The following is an 18,981-nucleotide window of genomic DNA, read 5'->3' as shown; positions in this document are numbered from 1 at the left end:
CGAGCGTGCTCATCCTTGATGGACGACGAATGGCAATCATGGTACGGCCTATTACGGCCGTGGCCCGCGCTTGCGTGGAGTTCCTCTCGCTGGCGTGCTGAAGGTCGCGCGCGCCGAAACCGGAGCAGGAGAGCGCATGAACAAGAGCGAGGCGGCGCTGGGCAAGCAGCCGCAGGTGGCGGGCGGGGGAGATCCGGAGATCGCCCGTGAGGTCCGCGCCATCATTGCAGAGCGATGCGGAATGAGCGTCGATGCCGTGACTCCCGACCTGTCGCTCGAGAGCGGCCTCGGCGTGGATTCGCTGGCGCTCATCGAGGTCAACGTCGCGCTGGAGGAGCGATTCCAGATCGTGGCGCCCGATTTCGCGGCGCCCGATCAAGCGCATATCAGCACGGTGGGCGACGTGATCGCCTTCGTGGAGGCGCAGCTCGCGGCGCGGGGCGGCCGGGGAGGGGCGCCGTGATCGCCCCGCGCACGCGCGCCGAGCGCGAGGCCGCCGCCCGGACGCCCGAGGAGCAGCGGGAGCACGAGCGGCGGGAGGTGGCCGCCCATTACCAGAACGACCCGGAGATATTCTCCCTGGTCCTCGACAGCCGCCTGGCCTACGCGACGGGCATCTTCCTCGATCCCGGCGAGAGCCTCGAGGCGGCGCAGGCGCGCAAATACGACTGGGTCCGTCGCGAGCTCGACATCCAGCCCGGCGAGCGCGTCCTCGACGTGGGGTGCGGCTGGGGCTCGAACCTCATCTATCTCGCCGAGCACACCGGCGGCAGCTTCCGCGGCGTCACGCTGAGCGACAAGCAGCGGCAGGAGGCGCTCCGCCGCGCCGACAGGGCGGGCGTCGCCGGGCGGGTCCGCATCGATCTCGCGCACATCGAGGACGTCGACCTCGAGCCCGAGTCGCTCGACGCCGTGCTCTTCGTGGGCAGCATCGTCCACATGCACAACCGCGAGCGGATCCACCAGAAGATCGCCGCCGCGCTGCGCCCGGGCGGCCGCCTGCTCATCTCGGACTGCTACTTCCCGGCGCGCGCCCGCGGCGACCGGGAGAGCGCCGCCACGCAGTACATCTTCGTCCAGGCGCTCGGCTACTGCCGCCTCATCTCGCTCGCCGAGGAGCTCGGGCTCATCGAGCAGGCCGGCCTCGACGTCCGGCGGGTCGAGGATCTCACGAGCTCGTACGTGCACACCGTCGCCCGGTGGATCGACAACGTGCGCGCGAACCGCGCCCGGATCGACGCCCGCGCGCCCGGCTTCTCGCGGCTGCTCCAGACGTACATGACCGTGGGCCGGCTCTCCTTCGCGCGCCGCACCGCGCTCGAGTACATGATCGTGGCGACGAAGAGCGGCGGCCGCGAGCGCCTCGGCGTCGCGCCCTCGCCCGAGCCGGGGCGCGCGCCGTGAGCCGCGGGCCCTCTGCGCGGACGGTCGCGGGCCTGCTCCGGGCGCGCGCCGAGGCCGCGCCGGAACGGTTCGGGTTCTACCACAAGCAGCAGGGCGAGTTCGTCGGCTGGTCGTGGGCGGAGTACTGGCGGCGGGCGTGCGCGGCGGCGTCGGGCCTCATCGAGGCGGGGGTGCGCCCGGGCGACCGCGTGCTGCTGCTCGTGACGGACGTCGAGGTGGCGGTGCCGTGCCTCTTCGGCGTCTGGGTGCTCGGCGCGGTGCCGATCCAGGTCGGGGTGCCCTACCGGCTCATGGACGTCGCGGCGTTCCTCGGCGAGCTCCGGCGGACGGCCGCGCGGGTCGGCGCGCGCGCGCTCGTCGTCTCGTCCGCGCTCCTCGGCTTCGCGCAGGGCGAGGGCGGGGCGGACGACGTCCTGCAGCTCGCGGCCGAGCCGCTGCTCGACGCGCCCGTCGCGGGCTCGCTGCCGGATCCCGAGGGCGCGCCCGGCCCGGCGCTGATCCAGCTCACGAGCGGGAGCACCGGGCACCCGCGCGGCGTGGTCATCCCGCACGAGCGGCTGATGCTGCACCTCGACGCGATGAGCCAGCGGCTCCCGGTGCGCGGCGAGGGCGCGGGGGGCGTCTCGTGGCTGCCGCTCCACCACGACATGGGGCTGGTCGGCGGGCTGCTCTTCCCGCTCTTCAACGACTTTCCCGTGCACATGCTCTCGCCGCTCGAGTTCCGGACGCGGCCGTTCTCGTGGCTCGCGGAGATGTCGAGCATCCGGGGCGCCATCTCGCTGGGGCCGCCGAGCGCCTACTCCATCTGCATCGGGCTCGCCCGCCGCGCCGTCGAGGCGGGGCTCGACCTCGGCGCGTGGCGGTGCGCGATGATCGGCGCCGAGCCGATCTCCCCCGCCTTGCTCCGCCGCTTCGGCGAGGCGTTCGCGCCGTGCGGCTTCCGCGTCGAGGCGTTCTTCCCCGTCTACGGGCTGGCCGAGGCGACGGTCGCCGTGACCTTCCCCGACCTGCTCGCCCCGCCGCGCGTGCTCACGGTGGACCGCGGCCTGCTCGAGCGCGAGGGCCGCGTCGAGGAGGCCGCGCCGGGGCCCCTCTCGCTGGAACTCGTCGGCGTCGGCAGGCCGATCCCGCGCACGGAGCTCCGGATCGTGGACGCCGGGCGCGCCCCCGTGCCCGAGCGCACGGTGGGGGAGATCGAGGTGCGCTCGGAGACGGTGATGGAGGGGTATTTCAACGAGCCCGAGGCGACGGCCGAGGCGCTGTCCGACGGGTGGCTGCGCACGGGCGATCTCGGGTTCGTCGACCGCGGGACGCTGTTCGTCACCGGCCGGAAGAAGGAGGTGATCATCAAGGGCGGACACACGATGATCCCCGCGGTGATCGAGGAGATCGCGTCCCGGGTCGACGGCATCCGGGCCGGGTGCGTCGTCGCGGTCGGGGTGTACGTCGAGGAGCGCCAGACCGAGTCGGTCTACGTGGTCGCCGAGACGCGGGCCGAGGCCTCGGAGCTCGCCGGGCTCGCGGAGCGCGTGAGGGAGGCGCTGCGGGCGAGCGGGGTCACCGTGGACCAGGTCGTCCTGGTCCCGCCGGGAGAGCTGCCCAAGACGACGAGCGGGAAGCTGCGACGGCGCGAGGTGGCGGAGCGGGTGCGGGCGATGCGCTGAAGGACGCCTGCGCACCAGCCCTTGAGGGGTGGCGTGGCGGTCTGGCGCTTGTCCGTCCGGGAGCGGGCTTTTTCGTTCTCCTCAACGATGGACAGACTCGCCGTGATCCGGCCGATTTCGCGGGCGTCGCAGGGCTGCGCGCGATAAATCCCGGAATCGCTCTCCGGAGCACAACCGAACGGGAACGTCCATGTTGAGTCGCCCGAGAGACCACAGGTCCACCTGTCCCGCCCCGCTCTCGCCCGAGGCGCGCGCATGGGAGCTGGAGCAGATCCGGGCGCTCGGCCTCGAGGACGACGACTGGAGCTCGGACGACCAGTGCCCCTTCTGTGCGGGGCGGCCCCTGTCCGTGGAGAGCCAGCGAGAGCACGGGTGAGCGGCGCGGCGAGCGCGCGCTCGACAGGCGCCCTGCGCTTCGCGGCGGGAAGGGCGGGTCCCCGGGGCGAGCGCCCCGGGACCCGCGCGCGGATCACTCGGCGATCTTCGACTTCACCCACTTGCCCGAGTCGGTGAGGTCGTTGTCGGTCCAGTTGCCCGCGGGGTTCGACCTGGGCTTGAGGGCGGAGCACGCCTCGTTCTTGTCGCCCAGCGACCAGTTGGCCCAGCTGATGTCGTGCGAGTCCAGGAAGTTGAGCCAGGTCTGCGACTCGCCGAGATCGAGCGTGCCGTTGCCGTCGGCCGAGCAGGTGCCCCACTCGGTCACGAAGAGCGCCAGCCCCTTGTCGATGGCGCGCTGGGCCTTGTCGCGCAGGGAGCCCTTGTGCGTGCTGGCGTAGAAGTGCAGGGTGTACGCCACGTTCGGATCGCGGAGGGGGTTGTCCGCGGCGATGTCCACGTCCTGCGACCAGTTGGGCGATCCGACGATGATGAGGTTGTTGGCGCCCTGGCCGCGGATCTCGGCGATCACCGCCTCGGCGTACGTCTTCACGTTGGACCAGCTGTTCGTGTTGAGCGGCTCGTTGAAGACCTCGAAGATCACGTTGGGCACGTTCTTGTAGGTCTGCGCCACCTCGCGGAAGTAGCTCTTCGAGAGCTCCAGGTGATCCTGCGCGTTGTGATCGTGCCAGTCGAGGATCACGTAGAGGCCCTTCGCGATCGCCGCGTCGGCGACGGTCTTCGCCTTGGCCTTCTGGCCGCCCTGGTCCTCGAGGTACCCGCCCTCGTTCTCGATGCCCATCGCGGCGCGGATGACGGTGGCTTTCCAGTTGTCCGCGACCGAGTTGACGACATCGGCGTTGTAGTAGTTGCTCCACTGGCTCCAGAACAGGCTCATGCCCTTGAGCTGGACCGGCGAGCCGTGCTCACCGACGATGTTGCCGTTCATGACCCGGAGCTGCCCGTGCCGCTCCACCGGCGTCCCGTCCGTGGGCACCATCCCGGAGCTCGTGCTCGTCGTCGTCGTCATGTTCCCGGTCCCCGTCGTGGTGGTCGAGCTCGCCGAGGTCGCCGTGGTCGTCGTCGTCGTCGCCGTGGTCCCCGTGGTGGTCGAGCTCGCCGAGGTCCCCGTCGTCGCCGAGGTCCCCGTCGTCGCCCCGCCGCCGCCCGCGCCGCCCGCGCCGTCGTCCGTCGACGAGTCACCGCAGCCGATCATCATGGCTGCCTGCAACGCAACCACCGCCAGGCCGAGTGACCACGTCGACCTGCCAAGCACACCTCCAAGCGAAACGCTCTTCATCATGTCCTCCAAGGGAAGTTCCGGATGGCGCGGCATTAAAAGGGCAGTCCGGCGCCATGGCAAGCCCTCTGCGTCAGCATAGTCAAGAGACTGAATTTACTCTGAAAATGTAGTCCGGCACACCGTGCGATACGAGATGTCTCTCGACGATAGGCGGCCGTCGGCCACCGTCGCGGCGCGAGGCGGAGCCTTCGCGGGCGCCGATCTGGCCGAGCTGTGGTGTGCAAGCAATTGAAATTTTTCCGCAAGACGCGTGCCAGCCCTCGCGCGCTGCGAGCGGGCGCTTGCTGCGCTGCGTCTGTGCCCTGCGCGTGGCGTCTGGACCGCATGGATCCACGCAGACTACGGTGTTCCCCTTGGTGGTCGGGTGACCACCCTGGTCAACGGCGCATCCATCACCTCTTCTCCCGCGCGCCGTCGCGGGCGCGGTCATCTGGGCACAGGCACAGGCGGCGGCTCGTCGTCCGGCGTGATGCACGCCGACAGATCGAACAGCATGAAGAGCAGCGCCTTCTCCTGCGCCGTCAGCTCGTGGAGCTTCCCGTCGCGACCCTCGCACCCGATCGGGAACGGCGCCCCGGCCAGGTCGGTCGCCGCCACGTGGATGTCCGTGTACACGAACCGGCCGCACTGCTCTTCTTCCGGCGACCCGATCGGCGTGTTGAACGTGAAGTACTTGACCCCCGCGTCCGCCTTGAAAGCCTCATCGGCCTCGTTGAAGAGCCACCGCGTCGCGATCTCCTCGTTCACCGAGTTGACCCAGTGCTGCGGATCCTGGATGTCGATCTGCCCCGGGCTCTTCGACGCGTCCACGGTGACGAGCCAGTCCCGGAGCGCCTCGCCCTTCGGGAACGTCGTGTCCACCAGCACGTGGAGCCCGTCCTCGGGATCGCTCTTTTCCTCCCAGTCTGCCGTCTCAGGAAATCGTCCCGGCCCGCGCCGGAGCCAGGTGTTGTGCCAGTGCGACGCGAACACGCGCCCCCCGGCGGAGGCGTAGTCGAACATCGCTCGCAGCGCCGCCTCCGGCTTGTCGTCCTTGAACTCGGACCCCTCGCACGACAGGATCACCATGTCGTATTGCCTCAGGTTGTCGAGCGAGCCCCAGAACTGCCGCGCCGTCGAGAAATAGGCCCCGTCGTTCAGCGCGTCGCGGTACCGGCTCGTCGCGGTGTCGCCCTCGATGGAGCGCCCCCTGAACAGGTTCACCCGCCCGTCGCCCGTCTCCGGCGTGAACTCCGACGCGTCGATGCCCATCTTGTAGAGCAGGCACTCCAGCGCATCCGAGCCCCCCGTCGTCAGCGCGATCTTCGGGAGATGCCCCTCCGCCTTGCTCCGCGGCAGCCGGATGTCCCCGTCCTCGGTCGGGTTGTCGACGCACGCCTCCACCCGCGGAAGCGTGATCCGGCGCCGCCATTTGCCGAGCTGGACGACGAGCGGGATGTCCTCGCCGACCGGCACGTTCTCCAGCACGAACCGCCCGCTGGTGTCCGTCAGCGCGGTCGCGATCGGATCCCCGGAGAGCGTCACGCCGCACCTGTCGCAGCTCGCTCCGTCGGTGATCGGATCAAGCTCCGTGTTCGGGACATAGACGATCACGTTGAACAGCGGGAGTCGGCCCCCGGGCTCGTACACCGTGCCGCTCACGGTGGTCTTGCGACCGCCCTCGCAGGCGATCTGCTGGCATTCGAGCCCCTCGCACCCGGTCCCGACCCCTGATCCGCCGGTCTCCGGATAAAGAGGCATCCCCCCGAGTCCGCTCCCCGCGCCCTGCCCGGCCCCGCCAGCGCCGGGGCCGGCGCCGGCGCCGGCGCCGGACGTATTTCCGAGCGTCCCGCCGGAATCGCCGCAAGAGCATCCGGCGATGATGGCCGGCGCCATGGCAGCGGCCGCCAGGAGCCATCCTGCGCTGCTATGCAATCTCCCCATTCGAGCCTCCAGGCGCGGAGGGGCGAGTCTGCCCTGTTCCGCCCATTCCCAGGGTAATCGAGGCGAGGGGGAGCCGGGAAGGGATAACCCTGCAAGGCTGCGAGCAGGAACACGATTTGCCGTCTCACCTCCTGTGAACGCGGCTCTCCCCTTCAGCCTCACCGCCGCCCGGGCGAACCGCCGCGCCGCGCGTGTCGCGCGCTGCTCGGGTGTCGGCGGATCCCGCGCAGGCCGGGCCGTGCGCGGACAGGCGACAACCGCCCCCGCCGCGTCCGGCGACTCGGCCATGAAACGCGACCGCCGCGCCGCGCCGCGCCGCCGCCAGCGCGGGCGGCGCGGGCGGCGAACAGCGCGCGATGTGGGAATCGCTCTCACTCAGCCGCGTTCCGTCATGGCGAGACGCGCTCTGGCAGAGTAGGATGCGGCGCCTTGCAATCGGTCATTCCTGCTCCGTCTCTTCCTCGCCCCCGCCTGCTCGACATCACCTGGCCCATCTTCAGCGAGCACCTGCTGCACATGCTCGTCGGGGTGTTCGGCGTGTGGCTGGTCAGCCGCCTGTCGGACGAGGCCGCCGCCGCGTACGGGCTGTCCAACCAGATCATGTTGACCTTCATGATCACCTTCCGCTTCGTCAGCGTCGGCGCGAGCGTGGTGGTCACTCAGTACCTCGGCGCGCGCGATCGCGCCGGCGCCGAGCACGTCGCGCGGGCGTCGCTGGCCGCCAACGTCTGGCTGGGCATCGCGAGCTGCGCCGTCATCGCCATCGGCGCGCGGCCCCTGCTCGAGCTGATGCGCCTGCCGCCGTCCCTGTTCCCAATCGCGCAGCCCTACCTGATGGCCGTCGGCGTGATGCTGGCGTTCGACGCGGTGAACTTCTCGATGGGCTCGGTGCTGCGCGCGCACACCCATACCCGCGACACGCTGCGCCTCATCGTCATCATGTACGTCGTGCAGCTCGCGCTCAGCCTGCCGCTCATGTTCGGCTTCGCCGGGTGGCCGGGGCTCGGCATGAACGGGCTCGCGCTCGCCGCCATCATCGGGCGCATCCTCTCGTTCTGGATGCACCGGCAGATGTGGATCACGCGCCTCGGCATCCGCCCGACCCTCGACGATTTCTGGCGCATTCGCCCCGATCGCCTCCGCGAGATGCTGCACATCGGCCTCCCGGGGGCCGGCGAGAACGTGGTCTATCGGATCAGCTTCATGATGATCCTCGCCATGGTCGCCGACATGGGGAAGACGGCGCTCACCACCCATACGTACACGATGCAGATCGTGCACTTCCTGCTCCTCTTCGCCATGGCGGTCGGCTTCGGGACCGAGATCGTGGTCGGGCACCGCATCGGCGCGGGCGAGCTGCACGGCGCCGATCGGCAGGTGCGCGGCGGCCTCGCCATCGGGCTCTGCGTGTGCGTGACCGTGGTGCTCGCCACGGCGCTGGTCGGCCCCCGCCTGCTCGGCCTGTTCACGAGCGATCCGGAGGTGATCGCCACCGGCTCCACGCTGCTCTGGCTCAACCTCCTCGTCGAGCCGGGCCGCACGATCAACCTGGTCGTCATCAACGGCCTACGCGCCGCCGGCGACGCGCGCTTTCCGGTCGGATTCGGCGTCTTCTCGATGTTCGCCGTGGCCGTCGGCCTCTCCTGGCTGCTCGGCGTCCGCCTCGGCTGGGGCCTCGCCGGCGTCTGGGTGGCCTACGCCGCGGACGAGTGGGTGCGCGGCATCGCCATGTCCGTGCGCTGGCACCTCCGCGGCTGGGTGCCCCACGCGCGGCGCACCCTCCGCCGCGTGCGGATGCACAGCCGCCCCACGTGATCGCTTCCCGCCAACTCCACTCCTCACCTGTCTCAGCGTTCGAGGTGGCATGTCGCTTGCTGCAACCTCGCGCGAAGGAGACACGCCATGGCTCGAGACGAGCGCACGAAGGAAGCACGAGCGGCGGAAAGCCCGGCCGCCGGCCCGCCTGGCTACGGTGGAATTTCCGAGGGCACCGTGGGTGACCCGGGCGGAGCGGGGCAGAATGGATCACCGGCGGGCCAGAAGGCGCCGCCGCAGCGCGACGCCGGCGCCCCGGGAGGGCGCGATCAGGCGGCGCGCGGCGAGGACGTCGACGAGGGCGACGCGGATGCGGTCGACACGCCGCGCGGGGGCGGGTCGAGCAACGAGGCGATCCCCGGCGTGCTCGACGAGAGCAAGCCGCTGAACCTGGAGTCGAGCGCCGAGCACAAGAGCAGCTGGCCCGACGAGGGCGCGACCGGCGAGGCGGGCGCCGGCTGACGGGCGCAGGGCTGCCAGGAGAGCTCGCCAGGCGCCCGGAACACGCGAGATCTGGAGCGGCCTGGCAGAAGGCGTGAGGCCGACAAGGCAGGAGACAGGCACCTAGGCTGGCGGGGTGCTCACCTTCTCGGCCACGGCCATGCAGAGCGCGGCCACGCCGCGCCTCGGCACCGTGACGAGCTTGTCGCGGAACGCGGCGCGCTGGTCGGTGTAGAGCTTCGAGACCTTGTGCGAGAGGATCGTCGAGCTCCAGACCGCGACGACGTCGGCCCAGCGGAGATCGGCGTCGGCCTTGGTCGCGTTGCGGTGGCCCTCCCCGTCGACGATGCGGATGTCGACCTCGCCCGCGAGGAGCTGGCGCAGGTCCTCGGCCGTGCCCGGCCCCCCGCCGACAACGAGCAGCCGCCGGAGCCCGCGCGCGTGGAACGCCCCGATCATCGCGAGCGCCGCCCGCTTGTTCGCAGAGCTGCCGCACATGTCGCAAACTGCATCGGCGCCCGCCTCGACGAGGCGCACGCCGGGCTTCGGGGGGAGCTTCGCGCACGCGGCGCAGCGACGCTCGACCGGCTCCGGCTCGGGCGCCGGCGGCGGCGCCCGGCCGAGCGCCTGCTGCGCCCGCCCCGCGATGTCCGCGGGGAGGAAGTCCGCGGGGTGCTGGAGGTTCGCCGCGGGCGCGTTCTCCGCGAGCCAGACGAGCAGCTCCGTTTCCGAAACGTTCAGGGATCTTGCGAGGTTGCGCACACGGACGGGTCGCGCCATTGCGAGGCGACTGTGACATGTGCGGGGCGGTGGCGCCCTGTCCGATCGCCGCGGCCGCCTGGAACTCGCCGCGGTCCGGTGTGGCGCGGCGCTGCTCAGTCGAGGGCGGCGGCGCGGCGCAGCCCGTGCCGCTGGAGGAGGCGGTGGAGGTACATGCGGTCGAGCCCCGCCTTGCGGGCGGCGCGGCTCACGTTGCCGTTCGACCACTCGAGCAGGGCGGCGAGGTAGTCCCGCTCGAACCTGTCGATGATGGCGTCCTTCGCCTCCTTGAAGGGCATCTCGATGTTGGCGGCGGCCGGCGCGGCCGGCGCCGCCGGCGCCGCCGCCGCGGCGGGCGCTGCGCTGCGCTCGTCCTGCGCGGTCGCCCCCATGGCGGCGCCGTCGCCGAGCACCACGCGGCGCTCGACGTAGTTCCGGAGCTCCCGCACGTTGCCGGGCCAGTCGTGACGCTTCATCTCCTCGATCACCTCGGGGGGGAAGAGGGACATCTTGTCGATGGCGCCGAGCTCGTTGAGGAAGCACTGCACGAGCAGGAGGATGTCCTCCTTGCGCTCCCGGAGCGGCGGGACGCGCACGGTGAGCACCGAGAGGCGGTAATACAGGTCCTCGCGGAACCTGCCGCTGTTCACCTCGCGCTCGAGGCGCCGGTTGGTGGCGGCGATGACGCGGATATCGACCTTGCGCACGCGGCCCTCGCCGAGCCGGCGCACCTCGCGCGAGGCGAGGGCGCGGAGGAGCTTCGGCTGCATCTCCAGCGGCAGCTCGCCGATCTCGTCGAGGAAGACGGTGCCGCCGTCGGCCTCCTCGAAGGCGCCGGCGCGGTCGCGCGAGGCGCCGGTGAACGAGCCGCGCACGTGGCCGAACAGCTCGCTCTCGATGAGGCTCGGCGAGATGGCGCCGCAGTCGACGATGACGAGCGGCTTGTGGGCGCGCGCGCTGCGCTGGACGAGCTCGGTGGCGATGACCTCCTTCCCGGTGCCGTTCTCGCCCTCGATGAGCACGTCGGGCGCGCTCTTCGCGACGCGCTCGAGCATGGGGAAGAGGCGCCGCATCGGGACCGACAGCCCCTGGAGCGCCCCGAAGCTCGGCGCGCGCGCGAGCTCGGTCTCGGCGACGGCGTCGGCGTCGCGGATGCGCACCACCGACTCGCCGAGCTCGATGCGGCACTCCGGCAGGACGGCGTCGGCGTCCCGCACGCGGACGCCCGCGATGTAGGTCCCGTTGCGCGACCCGACGTCGGTGAGCCGGAAGGTCGATCGGACGCGCTCGAGGATGCAGTGGAAGCGCGACACGGCGCGGTCCGCGAGCACGAGATCGTTGCTCGGGTGGGAGCCGACGCGGATGAAGTCGCCGTCGAGGACCATCGACCGGCTCGCGGGCTTGCCCGCCTCGCGCTCGACGCAGAGCTCGAGGCGGGGGACCGCCACCACCTCGGCCTTCGTGCTGGGCTCCGTGACGGCGTTGACGCCGGGGAGGTCGGCGTCGTCGGGCGTGGCGGGGGGGCGCGGCATGCGCGCCATCTTACCTGACGTCGGAGACCGCTGTTGTGCCAAGTGGCCTGTGGTCGGCTCAGGACGGGGCGTCGCCGGCTGCTACCTTGAGCCACACCACGGTCGCCCCCCACCCGCCGCGCGAGGCCGGGGCGTCGCGGAAGCCGTCCACGGCCGGGTGGCGCGAGAGGACGCTCTGGACGATGCGGCGCTGCACGCCCTTGCCGCGGCCGTGGATGATCCGCACCTCGCGGAACCCGCGCTGCTGCGCCTCGTGGAGGTACTCCTCGACCACCGAGGCGACGTCGCGCGGGGCGAACGTGTGCAGGTCGATCGCGTCCTCGATCGGCATGACCACGATGTCGTCCCCGCCGGCCGCTCCGGGCGGCTCGGGCTCCGGCGGCTCCGCATCGTCGGCGGTGTCGGGGGACGCGGGCGCGCGCGGCGAGGGCGCGCCAGCGAGCCAGGCGAGGAGTCGGCGGAGCATCCGCGCGGTGTAGCCGAGCCCGCGCCGGCCGCCACCGGACGCCGACGCCGCCGCTCCGGCCGGCGCCTCCGCTCATAGAACACATTGCACATATGTCACAGGTGGCTTATGATGGATGTGTCATGTCACTCCGCGGCGCCATCCTGGGCTTCCTGTCGCTCGAGGCGACGAGCGGCTACACGCTGAAACAGCGCTTCGACGGCTCGGTGCGGTCGTTCTGGTCCGTGACCCAGAGCCAGATTTACCGGGAGCTGCACGCGCTGGAGCGCGAGGGGCTCGTCGAGGCGACGACGATGCCGGGGGACGGCAAGCCCGACCGGAAGGTGTACTCGCTCACGGAGCCCGGCCGCGCGGCGCTCAAGGCGTGGCTCGAGGAGCCGCTCGAGCCGCTCATGCTGCGGCATCCGCTCTTGCTCAAGCTGGTGTTCGCGGCGCAGGTGCCCCCGAAGAGGCTCGACGACATCCTGGCGAGGTACGCCCGGGAGATCGAGGCGACGAAGATCGATTACGAGGGGAGGCTGGGTGACGAGCGCATCTTCACGCTCGCGCGCTCTGCGCGAGAGCGCGACCTGTGGCGCCTGAGCATCGAGCACGGGCTCGCGTGGTGCGACGCGGAGCTCCGCTGGATCGAGCGCGCCCGCGGCGAGCTGTCGGGGGAAAGAGGAGGACAGAAGAAATGGAACCGAAAGGCAAAGTGATCGTCGTGACGGGCGCTTCATCCGGTATCGGGCTCGCGAGCGCGAGGGCGCTCGCCCGCGAGGGGGCGCGCGTGGTCCTCGCCGCGCGGTCGATGGCCGCGCTGTCGAGGGAGTCCGACCGCATCGTCCGTGAGGGAGGGAGCGCCGTGGCCGTCGAGATGGACGTCACGTCCGACGCCTCGGTCGGGGCGGCTGTGGCGTCGATCCTGGAGCGGCTCGGGCGCATCGATGTCGTCATCAACAACGCCGGCAACGGCGGCAGATTGTCTCTCTGGGAGTCGACGGACGGGGCGTTCACGCGCGCGATGTTCGACGTTCACGTGTTCGGGATGGAGCGCGTCACGCGGGCTGTCCTGCCGGCGATGCTGGCGCAGGGCTCTGGCACGGTCGTCAACATCGCCTCGACGGTGGCGTGGGTGCCCATGCCGTCCGCCGCGGCGTACTGCGCGGCCAAGGCTGCGGTCGTCGCCTTCTCCGAGTCGCTGCGCGGCGAGCTCGAGGGGCGCGGCGTCCGGGTCACCGTCTTTGCGCCCCCGCATACGAGCACCGCCGCCGGCGACGACTGGCCTCTCGAGGGGCCACAGGTCTTCGCGCCCGAGTGGGTGGCCGAGCAGCTCGTCGAGACGCTCCGCCGGGATCGGCGCAGCTTCCTCGCGGGCGCGTCCAACCGCAGCCTGCTCGTGCTCCAGCGGATCGCGCCCGGCCTCGCGTCGCGCATCATGAAGGACATCGGGCTGCGCGCCGGGGCGAAGAGCGCCGGCCGGATGCGCGGAGCCGACGAGGCGGCGATGCGCCCGTCGACCCGACCCTGACACGGGGCGACGGCGCCCTGGATCTCCCGCGCTGCGATCAGGCCTCGTCCAGCTCTGTCGGTCCGCTCGCGGGCAAGCTCAGCCTGAATGTCGCGCCGCCGCCGGGAGGAGAGTTCACGGTCAACGTGGCCCCGTGGGCGGCGGCGATCCTGCTGGCCAGGTAGAGCCCGAGGCCGACGCCCGACGCGCTCCCGCCGGTGACGAACCGGTCGAAGATCCTGGGCAGGAGCTCCGGCGGCACGCCGGCTCCGTGGTCGACGACGTCGATGTGGACGTACTCTTCCCCGGCGATCAGCTCGCTGGTGAGCTTGATGAGGACCCACTTCCCCGCGGGCGAGTGCTTGAGCGCGTTGCTGACGAGGTTCTCCAGCGCCTGCCGGAGGCGAGCCCTGTCGGCCACGATGTGGAGCTCCGCCGGGCCCTCGACGCGGACGTCGACGCTCGGCGTCCCGAGCGTCTGGGCGGTGTCCCTCGCCAGCGCCGCCAGATCGATGGATGCGGGCGCGATCTCGAAGAGCCCCTGCTCGAGGCGCCCGACGTCCAGCAGATCCGAGACGAGCTGGCCGAGCCGCTCGATCGAGTAGGTCGCCCGGTCGAGGTCGCGCAGATCGTCGGCCCGGCTGTCGAGCTCCGCGCGCCGGTGGAGCAGCTCGAGGCGGCTCATGAGCGGCGCCAGGTAGTTTCGCAGGTCGTGCGCCAGCACGGTGATCAGCTCCTCGGCGGCCTGGCGCCGGCCCTGGGCGAGCGCGGCCGAGGTGACCTGCTCGACCAGCTCCGCCCGGTGCGTCAGGGCGCCGATCCAGTGCGAGACCGCGCCGAGGAAGCGGCGATCGTCGTCGGAGAAGAACTCCGGCTTCGCGGACTGGGCGGAGACGACCCCGCGCCGCTCGCCGTCGACGACGAGGGCGACCGCGATGTGCGACCGGACGCCGAGCTCGTTCACCACGCCGGGCAGCTCGCCGGGCACCTGGTCCGCGTGCCCTGTGATGTGGGGATCGCCGGTCTTGAAGACGTCGGCGATCGAGCCGCCGTTGGCGACCGGGTGGACGTCGAGGCCGAGCGACCGCTGCAGCCGGCCGAGCGGCGTGTTGCTCGTGCCCAGGGCGCGCAGCGTCTTTCTGCCGGGGTCGAAGAGGAAGATGTCGATCTTGTCGGCGTCGAGCGCGCTGGCGAGAAGCTCACTTGCCTGGTTGAGCGACTGTCTCAGGTCGGCTGCCGGGAGCTCGAGCAGGCGCTCGAGGGTCGCCATCAACCTACCTTCCTTCGGGGAGGCTTCCATTCCGGACATGGTGCTTACTTTCTCGATGGCCGGCTCGATTGCGCGTCCATCGCCGACGAAGGTGTGAGTCGGGGCGAGCGATTCCCTTGTCATGACGAAGCTGTCGTTCGATGGCCAGACCTGGACGGCGCTGGTTCGTCGTCCCGGCGCGAAGCAGCCTACGCCCGAGGGGTATCGGCCACATGCGGCGCGTCGTCAAGCTCACTCCGGCCGCGCGCAGGGCGCCGCGCCGGTCCGGACGCCGCGCCGGGAGCATGAGGCGCCGGGGCCGCGCACATCCACCTCTGCGCGTACCGCTCGGCGGGCGACGCGGCGGCCCGGATGCGGGCAGCCTCAGCCGCGAGGGCGCGCGCCGTGCCTCCTCCGTAACGCGGCGTGAGACGTGCGGAAGCTCGCGGAAGAAGAGCTCGCGATCGCGAGCGCCGAGGAGGTCAGTTGGCCGGCCGGGCGACTCCAGCGGACTCGGCGCCTGGGCTGCAGCGGGCGCCGCGTCTGCTATCCTGACGTATGGGACTGCGCGAGTACTGGCGTAAACGCGACTTCTCCGTCACGCCCGAGCCGCGGGGAGAAGAGGTCGCCGCCGCGCCCGCCGACGCCGAGGAGCGGACCTACATCATCCAGAAGCACGCCGCCTCGCACCTGCATTACGACTTCCGTCTCGAGCTCGAGGGGGTGCTCAAGAGCTGGTCAGTGCCCAAGGGGCCGAGCCTCGACCCCGAGGTCAAGCGGCTGGCCATGCATACGGAGGATCACCCGCTCGACTACGGCGATTTCGAGGGGATCATCCCGAGAGGGCAGTACGGGGGCGGGACAGTGCTCCTGTGGGACCGGGGCACGTGGGTCCCGGTCGACAACCCCCACAAGGGGTATCACGCCGGAAAGCTGAAGTTCCTCCTGCGGGGCGAGAAGCTCCGCGGCGGCTTCACGCTCGTGAGGACGCGCGGGCGGTACGATGACGACGAGGGGCGGAGCTGGCTGCTCATCAAGGAGAACGACGCGGAGGCGCGCCCCGCGGAGGACTACAGCATCGTGGACGCCCGCCCCGAGAGCGTGGCCACCGGGAGGCAGCTCGACGAGATCGCCGCGGCGAAGGACCGGGTGTGGCAGTCGAATCGTACGGAGAAGAGCGCGGAGAAGGCGGCGAAGAAGAGCGCGGAGAAGGCTGCGGAGAAGCAGGCGTCGCCCGGGCGCCGCGCGCGGGGCGGGTCGGCGCGCGCCGCGGGGCGGGTGGAGGGCGCGCGCGAGGCGGCGATGCCGGAGAAGGTGCGGCCGCAGATGCCGAAGCGCCTGCCCGCGGGCAAGGCGAAGGGCAAGGCGAGCGGCGCGCCGGACGGCGAGGGGTGGCTGCACGAGATCCAGGTCGACGGCCTCCGGATCATGGCCCGGGTCGAGGACGGGCGCGTCCGGCTCGTGGACGAGAGAGGGAAGGACGTCGAGGGGCGGTTCGAGCACATCGCCGCGGCGATCGCGGGGCTCGGGTTGAAGAGCGCGCTGCTGGACGGCGAGGTCGCGGCACTCCGGCGCGACGGCACGACGGCCCCGCCGCCGTCGAGCGCCAGGGCGGCTTCCCGGGAGGGCGAGGTCGTCTACTTCGTCTTCGATCTCCTGTACCTCGAGGGCCGCGACCTCATGGCGTCGCCGCTCTCGGCGAGGAAGCAGGCCTTGAAGCGGCTGCTCGGCTCCTCGGGCGCGGCCGCGCTGCGCTACGCCGACCACGTCGAGGGATCGTGGGAGGAGGTCCTCCAGAAGGGGTGTCAGCTCGCGCTCAAGGGGATCGTGTCGAAGCGCGTCGACGCGCCCTATACGCCCGGCCGCGGCCCGGGGTGGGTCGTCGCGTCGTGCGGCGGCGCGGCGGGGCGGGCGCCGGGGAAGCCCGAGAAGCCCGAGAAGAAGGCGAAGACGAAGGCGGCGCGCGGCGCGGGCGCGCGCGCCGCGCCCGGGAAGGCGCCGAGGGCGCGCGCGGCCGCGGCGGAGGGCGCGGACGACGGAGAGGGCGACTCGGTGCTGGGCGTGCGCCTGTCGCACCCGGACAAGGTGCTGTATCCGGAGCAGGGGATCACCAAGCGGGAGCTCGCGCGCTATTACGCGTCGATCGCCGGGCGCATGGTGCCGCACGTGAAGGACCGGCCGCTCACGCTGGTGCGCTGTCCGGAGGGCGCGGAGCGCGAGTGCATCTACATGAAGCACGCGAAGGTGTGGGGGCCGTCGGCGCTCCGCCGCGTGACGATCCAGGAGAAGACGAAGGCGGGCGAGTACCTCGTGGCGGACTCGGCCGAGGCGCTGGTGTCGCTCGCGCAGATGGGTATCCTCGAGATCCACACGTGGAACTCGACGGTATCGAAGCTCGAGCTGCCGGATCGCGTGGTGTTCGATCTCGACCCGGATCCCTCGGTGTCGCTGGAGCGCGTGATCGCCGCGGCCCTCCTGCTCAGGCAGCGGCTCGACGAGCTCGGCCTCGAGAGCTTCGTGAAGACGACGGGCGGCAAGGGGTTCCACATCGTGGTGCCGCTCGCGCCGGTGAGCGGCTGGGACGAGTGCCTGGCGTTCACGAAGGCGCTGGCGGGCGACATCGCGCGGCGCGACCCGAAGGGGTACACGATCGCGGTCTCGAAGGCGCAGCGGAAGGGGAAGATATTCATCGACTACCTGCGCAACACGCGGGGCGCGACGTCGGTGGCCGCGTACTCGACGCGCGCGCGGCCGGGGGCGCCGGTGTCGGCGCCGCTCTCCTGGGACGAGCTCGGGCCGGAGGTGCGCCCGGATCAGTTCACGATCAGGAACCTGCCCGAGCGCCTGGGCTCGCTGAAGGCGGACCCCTGGGCGCGCTACGGGAAGGTGCGACAGAAGATCACGCCCGCGATGCTGCGGGCGCTCGGGATCCGGGCCTAGGCGGGCGAGCGGGCGGTCCGCGCCGCCGCGCCTTCCGCCTCGACGCGCGGCGCTGCGCGGTGTCACGCTTGCCGCCCGGGCTGCTCGACACCACAAGCCCGCCAACTGAATGGCTTCAGAACGCAAGACCCACCGAGGCCTGACCGTCGTCGGGCTGATCCTGTCCCTCGCCATGGCCGCCCTCGAGTCGACCGTGGTCGCCACCGCGATGCCCACCGTGATCGGCGATCTCGGCGGCATTCAGCAGTACGCCTGGGTCACGACCGCCTACCTGCTCACCTCGTCGGTGCTGGTCCCGATCTGCGGCAAGCTGTCCGACATCTACGGCCGCAAGCCGGTCATGCTGTTCGGCATCGCCGTCTTCCTGATCGGCTCGATCGCGAGCGGCGCCGCGCGCTCGATGCCGCAGCTCATCGCCTTCCGCGCGCTCCAGGGGGCCGGCGCCGGGGCCATGCAGCCGATGGCGATGACCATCTCGGGCGACATCTTCGACCTCAACGAGCGCGCGCGGATCCAGGGCGTCTTCGGGGCCGCGTGGGGGCTGTTCGGCATCATCGGCCCGATGGTGGGCGGGCTCATCGTGCACTACTTCTCGTGGCGCTGGGTCTTCTACATCAACATCCCGTTCGGCCTCGCGTCCGCGGCGCTCGTGGCGACCGCGTTCCACGAGCGCGTCGAGAGGCGGCGCCACGAGCTCGACTTCCTCGGCGCGGGGCTCCTGTCCGCCGGCGTCGTCGCGCTGCTCCTCGCCACGGGGCGGCTCGGCGCGGGGACGACGCTGATCGCCGCGGTCGCCTCGGCGGCGCTGTTCGCCGCGTTCTTCGCGGTCGAGCGCCGGGCGCCCGAGCCGATGATCCCGCTGCCGCTCTTCCGGCGCCCCGTGATGTTCATCTCCAACGTGGCCGGCGCGATCCTCGGCGGCGCGATGATGGGCACGATCACGTTCGTGCCGCTCTTCGTGCAGGGCGTGCTCCGCGGCTCGCCCACCGACGCCGGCAGCGCCATCGCCCCGATGCTGATCGGCTGGCCGGTGGCGAGCGCGATCGGCGGGCGGCTCATCCCCCGGGTCGGGTTCCGCCCGCTCATCTGGGCGGGCCTCAGCCTCACGGCGCTGGCGGGCCTCGCCCTCGCGATCGGCGGGGCGCACGACACGCCGCTGATGCTCCGCGCGACCACGCTGGTCTTCGGCGTGGGCATGGGGCTGTCCAACGTCGCGCTGCTCATCGCGGTGCAGAGCAGCGTCGCGTGGGAGCAGCGCGGGATCGCGACCGCGAGCACGATGTTCTCCCGCCTGCTCGGCGGCGTGGTGGCGGTGGGCATCATGGGCGGCGTCCTGACGGCGCAGCTCGCCAAGGACCCGTCGATCCCCGCGGACGCCGCGAGCCGGCTCCTGACCGCGGAGGGGGCGCGCGGGCTCGATCCGTCGATCGTGCAGCACCTCGGCGAGGCGCTCACGTCGGGGCTCACCACGGTGTTCTGGATCATCGCGGCCATGGGCGTGGTCGGGTTCATCGCCGCGCTGTGGTTTCCGCGTGTGCCCCTCCAGGCCGGGGACGACAAGGTCGTGGCGCCGCCGAGCGAGGCCGGCATCGGGTGAGATCGCGGGCCACCTCCGCGGCGT

16 protein-coding genes are annotated in these 18,981 nt (G+C 71.6%); 10 read left to right on the top strand and 6 right to left on the bottom strand.

Going from position 1 to position 18,981, the window contains the following annotated elements; all coding sequences use genetic code 11:
* The first annotated feature begins 94 nt into the window (after positions 1-94).
* The 4 genes from WME76_RS44890 (at position 95) to WME76_RS44875 (ending at position 3,444) form a co-directional block, all read left to right on the top strand.
* Positions 95-463, top strand: a complete 369-nt coding sequence (locus tag WME76_RS44890; RefSeq protein ID WP_437962357.1) for an acyl carrier protein — start codon at positions 95-97, stop codon at positions 461-463.
* A complete protein-coding gene (locus WME76_RS44885; RefSeq protein ID WP_437962356.1) occupies positions 460-1,404 on the top strand; it encodes an SAM-dependent methyltransferase in 945 nt (314 codons plus the stop codon). Before WME76_RS44890 ends, WME76_RS44885 begins: the two co-directional genes overlap by 4 nt.
* Entirely contained in the window at positions 1,401-3,068 is a 1,668-nt protein-coding gene (locus WME76_RS44880; protein WP_437962355.1) for an AMP-binding protein, read from the top strand. Before WME76_RS44885 ends, WME76_RS44880 begins: the two co-directional genes overlap by 4 nt.
* Positions 3,069-3,258: 190 nt before the next feature.
* Positions 3,259-3,444, top strand: coding sequence for a hypothetical protein (locus WME76_RS44875; RefSeq protein ID WP_437289544.1), 186 nt, complete (start codon positions 3,259-3,261; stop codon positions 3,442-3,444).
* Between the two features lie 93 nt (positions 3,445-3,537).
* Here WME76_RS44875 and WME76_RS44870 read toward each other — a convergent pair whose 3' ends face one another.
* Both WME76_RS44870 and WME76_RS44865 read right to left on the bottom strand, forming a co-directional pair.
* Positions 3,538-4,662 (bottom strand): glycoside hydrolase family 5 protein, encoded by a 1,125-nt coding sequence (locus WME76_RS44870; protein WP_437962354.1) that lies wholly within the window; start codon positions 4,660-4,662, stop codon positions 3,538-3,540.
* 510 nt (positions 4,663-5,172) lie between these two features.
* Entirely contained in the window at positions 5,173-6,669 is a 1,497-nt protein-coding gene (locus WME76_RS44865; protein WP_437962353.1) for a carboxypeptidase regulatory-like domain-containing protein, read from the bottom strand.
* Between the two features lie 429 nt (positions 6,670-7,098).
* Here WME76_RS44865 and WME76_RS44860 point away from each other — a divergent pair, with 429 nt between their 5' ends.
* On the top strand, positions 7,099-8,484 hold the full coding sequence (locus WME76_RS44860; protein WP_437962352.1) for an MATE family efflux transporter: 1,386 nt from the start codon (positions 7,099-7,101) through the stop codon (positions 8,482-8,484).
* Between the two features lie 87 nt (positions 8,485-8,571).
* Complete coding sequence (locus tag WME76_RS44855) at positions 8,572-8,946, top strand: hypothetical protein (protein ID WP_437962351.1); 375 nt, start codon at positions 8,572-8,574, stop codon at positions 8,944-8,946.
* A 102-nt stretch (positions 8,947-9,048) separates the two neighbouring features.
* On the opposite strand, the gene WME76_RS44850 is transcribed toward WME76_RS44855, so the two are convergent.
* From WME76_RS44850 to WME76_RS44840, 3 genes are all read right to left on the bottom strand, one after another.
* Positions 9,049-9,687, bottom strand: a complete 639-nt coding sequence (locus WME76_RS44850) for a hypothetical protein (protein ID WP_437962350.1) — start codon at positions 9,685-9,687, stop codon at positions 9,049-9,051.
* Between the two features lie 113 nt (positions 9,688-9,800).
* Positions 9,801-11,216 carry a sigma 54-interacting transcriptional regulator gene (locus WME76_RS44845; RefSeq protein ID WP_437962349.1) on the bottom strand — a complete coding sequence of 472 codons (1,416 nt, stop codon included), beginning with the start codon at positions 11,214-11,216 and terminating at the stop codon, positions 9,801-9,803.
* A gap of 58 nt (positions 11,217-11,274) precedes the next feature.
* Positions 11,275-11,682 (bottom strand): Smr/MutS family protein, encoded by a 408-nt coding sequence (locus WME76_RS44840; RefSeq protein ID WP_437962348.1) that lies wholly within the window; start codon positions 11,680-11,682, stop codon positions 11,275-11,277.
* A gap of 122 nt (positions 11,683-11,804) precedes the next feature.
* Here WME76_RS44840 and WME76_RS44835 point away from each other — a divergent pair, with 122 nt between their 5' ends.
* Positions 11,805-12,380 carry a PadR family transcriptional regulator gene (locus tag WME76_RS44835; protein ID WP_437962347.1) on the top strand — a complete coding sequence of 192 codons (576 nt, stop codon included), beginning with the start codon at positions 11,805-11,807 and terminating at the stop codon, positions 12,378-12,380.
* The gene (locus tag WME76_RS44830; protein ID WP_437962346.1) at positions 12,359-13,192 is read left to right on the top strand and encodes an SDR family NAD(P)-dependent oxidoreductase; all 834 of its coding nucleotides are present in this window, start codon (positions 12,359-12,361) and stop codon (positions 13,190-13,192) included. Before WME76_RS44835 ends, WME76_RS44830 begins: the two co-directional genes overlap by 22 nt.
* Before the next feature lie 37 nt (positions 13,193-13,229).
* On the opposite strand, the gene WME76_RS44825 is transcribed toward WME76_RS44830, so the two are convergent.
* Positions 13,230-14,441, bottom strand: coding sequence for a GAF domain-containing sensor histidine kinase (locus WME76_RS44825; RefSeq protein ID WP_437962345.1), 1,212 nt, complete (start codon positions 14,439-14,441; stop codon positions 13,230-13,232).
* Between the two features lie 537 nt (positions 14,442-14,978).
* Here WME76_RS44825 and ligD point away from each other — a divergent pair.
* Positions 14,979-17,360 carry a non-homologous end-joining DNA ligase gene (gene ligD / locus WME76_RS44820; protein ID WP_437962344.1) on the top strand — a complete coding sequence of 794 codons (2,382 nt, stop codon included), beginning with the start codon at positions 14,979-14,981 and terminating at the stop codon, positions 17,358-17,360.
* A 109-nt stretch (positions 17,361-17,469) separates the two neighbouring features.
* Positions 17,470-18,957, top strand: a complete 1,488-nt coding sequence (locus tag WME76_RS44815; RefSeq protein ID WP_437962343.1) for an MDR family MFS transporter — start codon at positions 17,470-17,472, stop codon at positions 18,955-18,957.
* Positions 18,958-18,981: the final 24 nt, after the last annotated feature.

The organism is Sorangium sp. So ce119, assembly GCF_051524405.1.
Classification (GTDB): Bacteria; Myxococcota_A; Polyangia; order Polyangiales; family Polyangiaceae; genus Sorangium; species Sorangium cellulosum_G.
The sequence above is the reverse complement of the archived record's forward strand: the minus strand, read 5'-3'. Positions and strand labels throughout refer to the sequence as shown.

Coding starts and splice junctions, on each gene's coding strand:
- WME76_RS44845 (WP_437962349.1), bottom strand. CDS start 11,216: ATGCCGCGCCCCCCCGCCACGCCCGACGACGCCGACCTCCCCGGCGTC.
- WME76_RS44825 (WP_437962345.1), bottom strand. CDS start 14,441: ATGGCGACCCTCGAGCGCCTGCTCGAGCTCCCGGCAGCCGACCTGAGA.
- ligD (WP_437962344.1), top strand. CDS start 14,979: ATGGGACTGCGCGAGTACTGGCGTAAACGCGACTTCTCCGTCACGCCC.
- WME76_RS44840 (WP_437962348.1), bottom strand. CDS start 11,682: ATGCTCCGCCGACTCCTCGCCTGGCTCGCTGGCGCGCCCTCGCCGCGC.
- WME76_RS44835 (WP_437962347.1), top strand. CDS start 11,805: ATGTCACTCCGCGGCGCCATCCTGGGCTTCCTGTCGCTCGAGGCGACG.
- WME76_RS44815 (WP_437962343.1), top strand. CDS start 17,470: ATGGCTTCAGAACGCAAGACCCACCGAGGCCTGACCGTCGTCGGGCTG.
- WME76_RS44865 (WP_437962353.1), bottom strand. CDS start 6,669: ATGGGGAGATTGCATAGCAGCGCAGGATGGCTCCTGGCGGCCGCTGCC.
- WME76_RS44870 (WP_437962354.1), bottom strand. CDS start 4,662: ATGATGATCGGCTGCGGTGACTCGTCGACGGACGACGGCGCGGGCGGC.
- WME76_RS44875 (WP_437289544.1), top strand. CDS start 3,259: ATGTTGAGTCGCCCGAGAGACCACAGGTCCACCTGTCCCGCCCCGCTC.
- WME76_RS44855 (WP_437962351.1), top strand. CDS start 8,572: ATGGCTCGAGACGAGCGCACGAAGGAAGCACGAGCGGCGGAAAGCCCG.
- WME76_RS44830 (WP_437962346.1), top strand. CDS start 12,359: ATGGAACCGAAAGGCAAAGTGATCGTCGTGACGGGCGCTTCATCCGGT.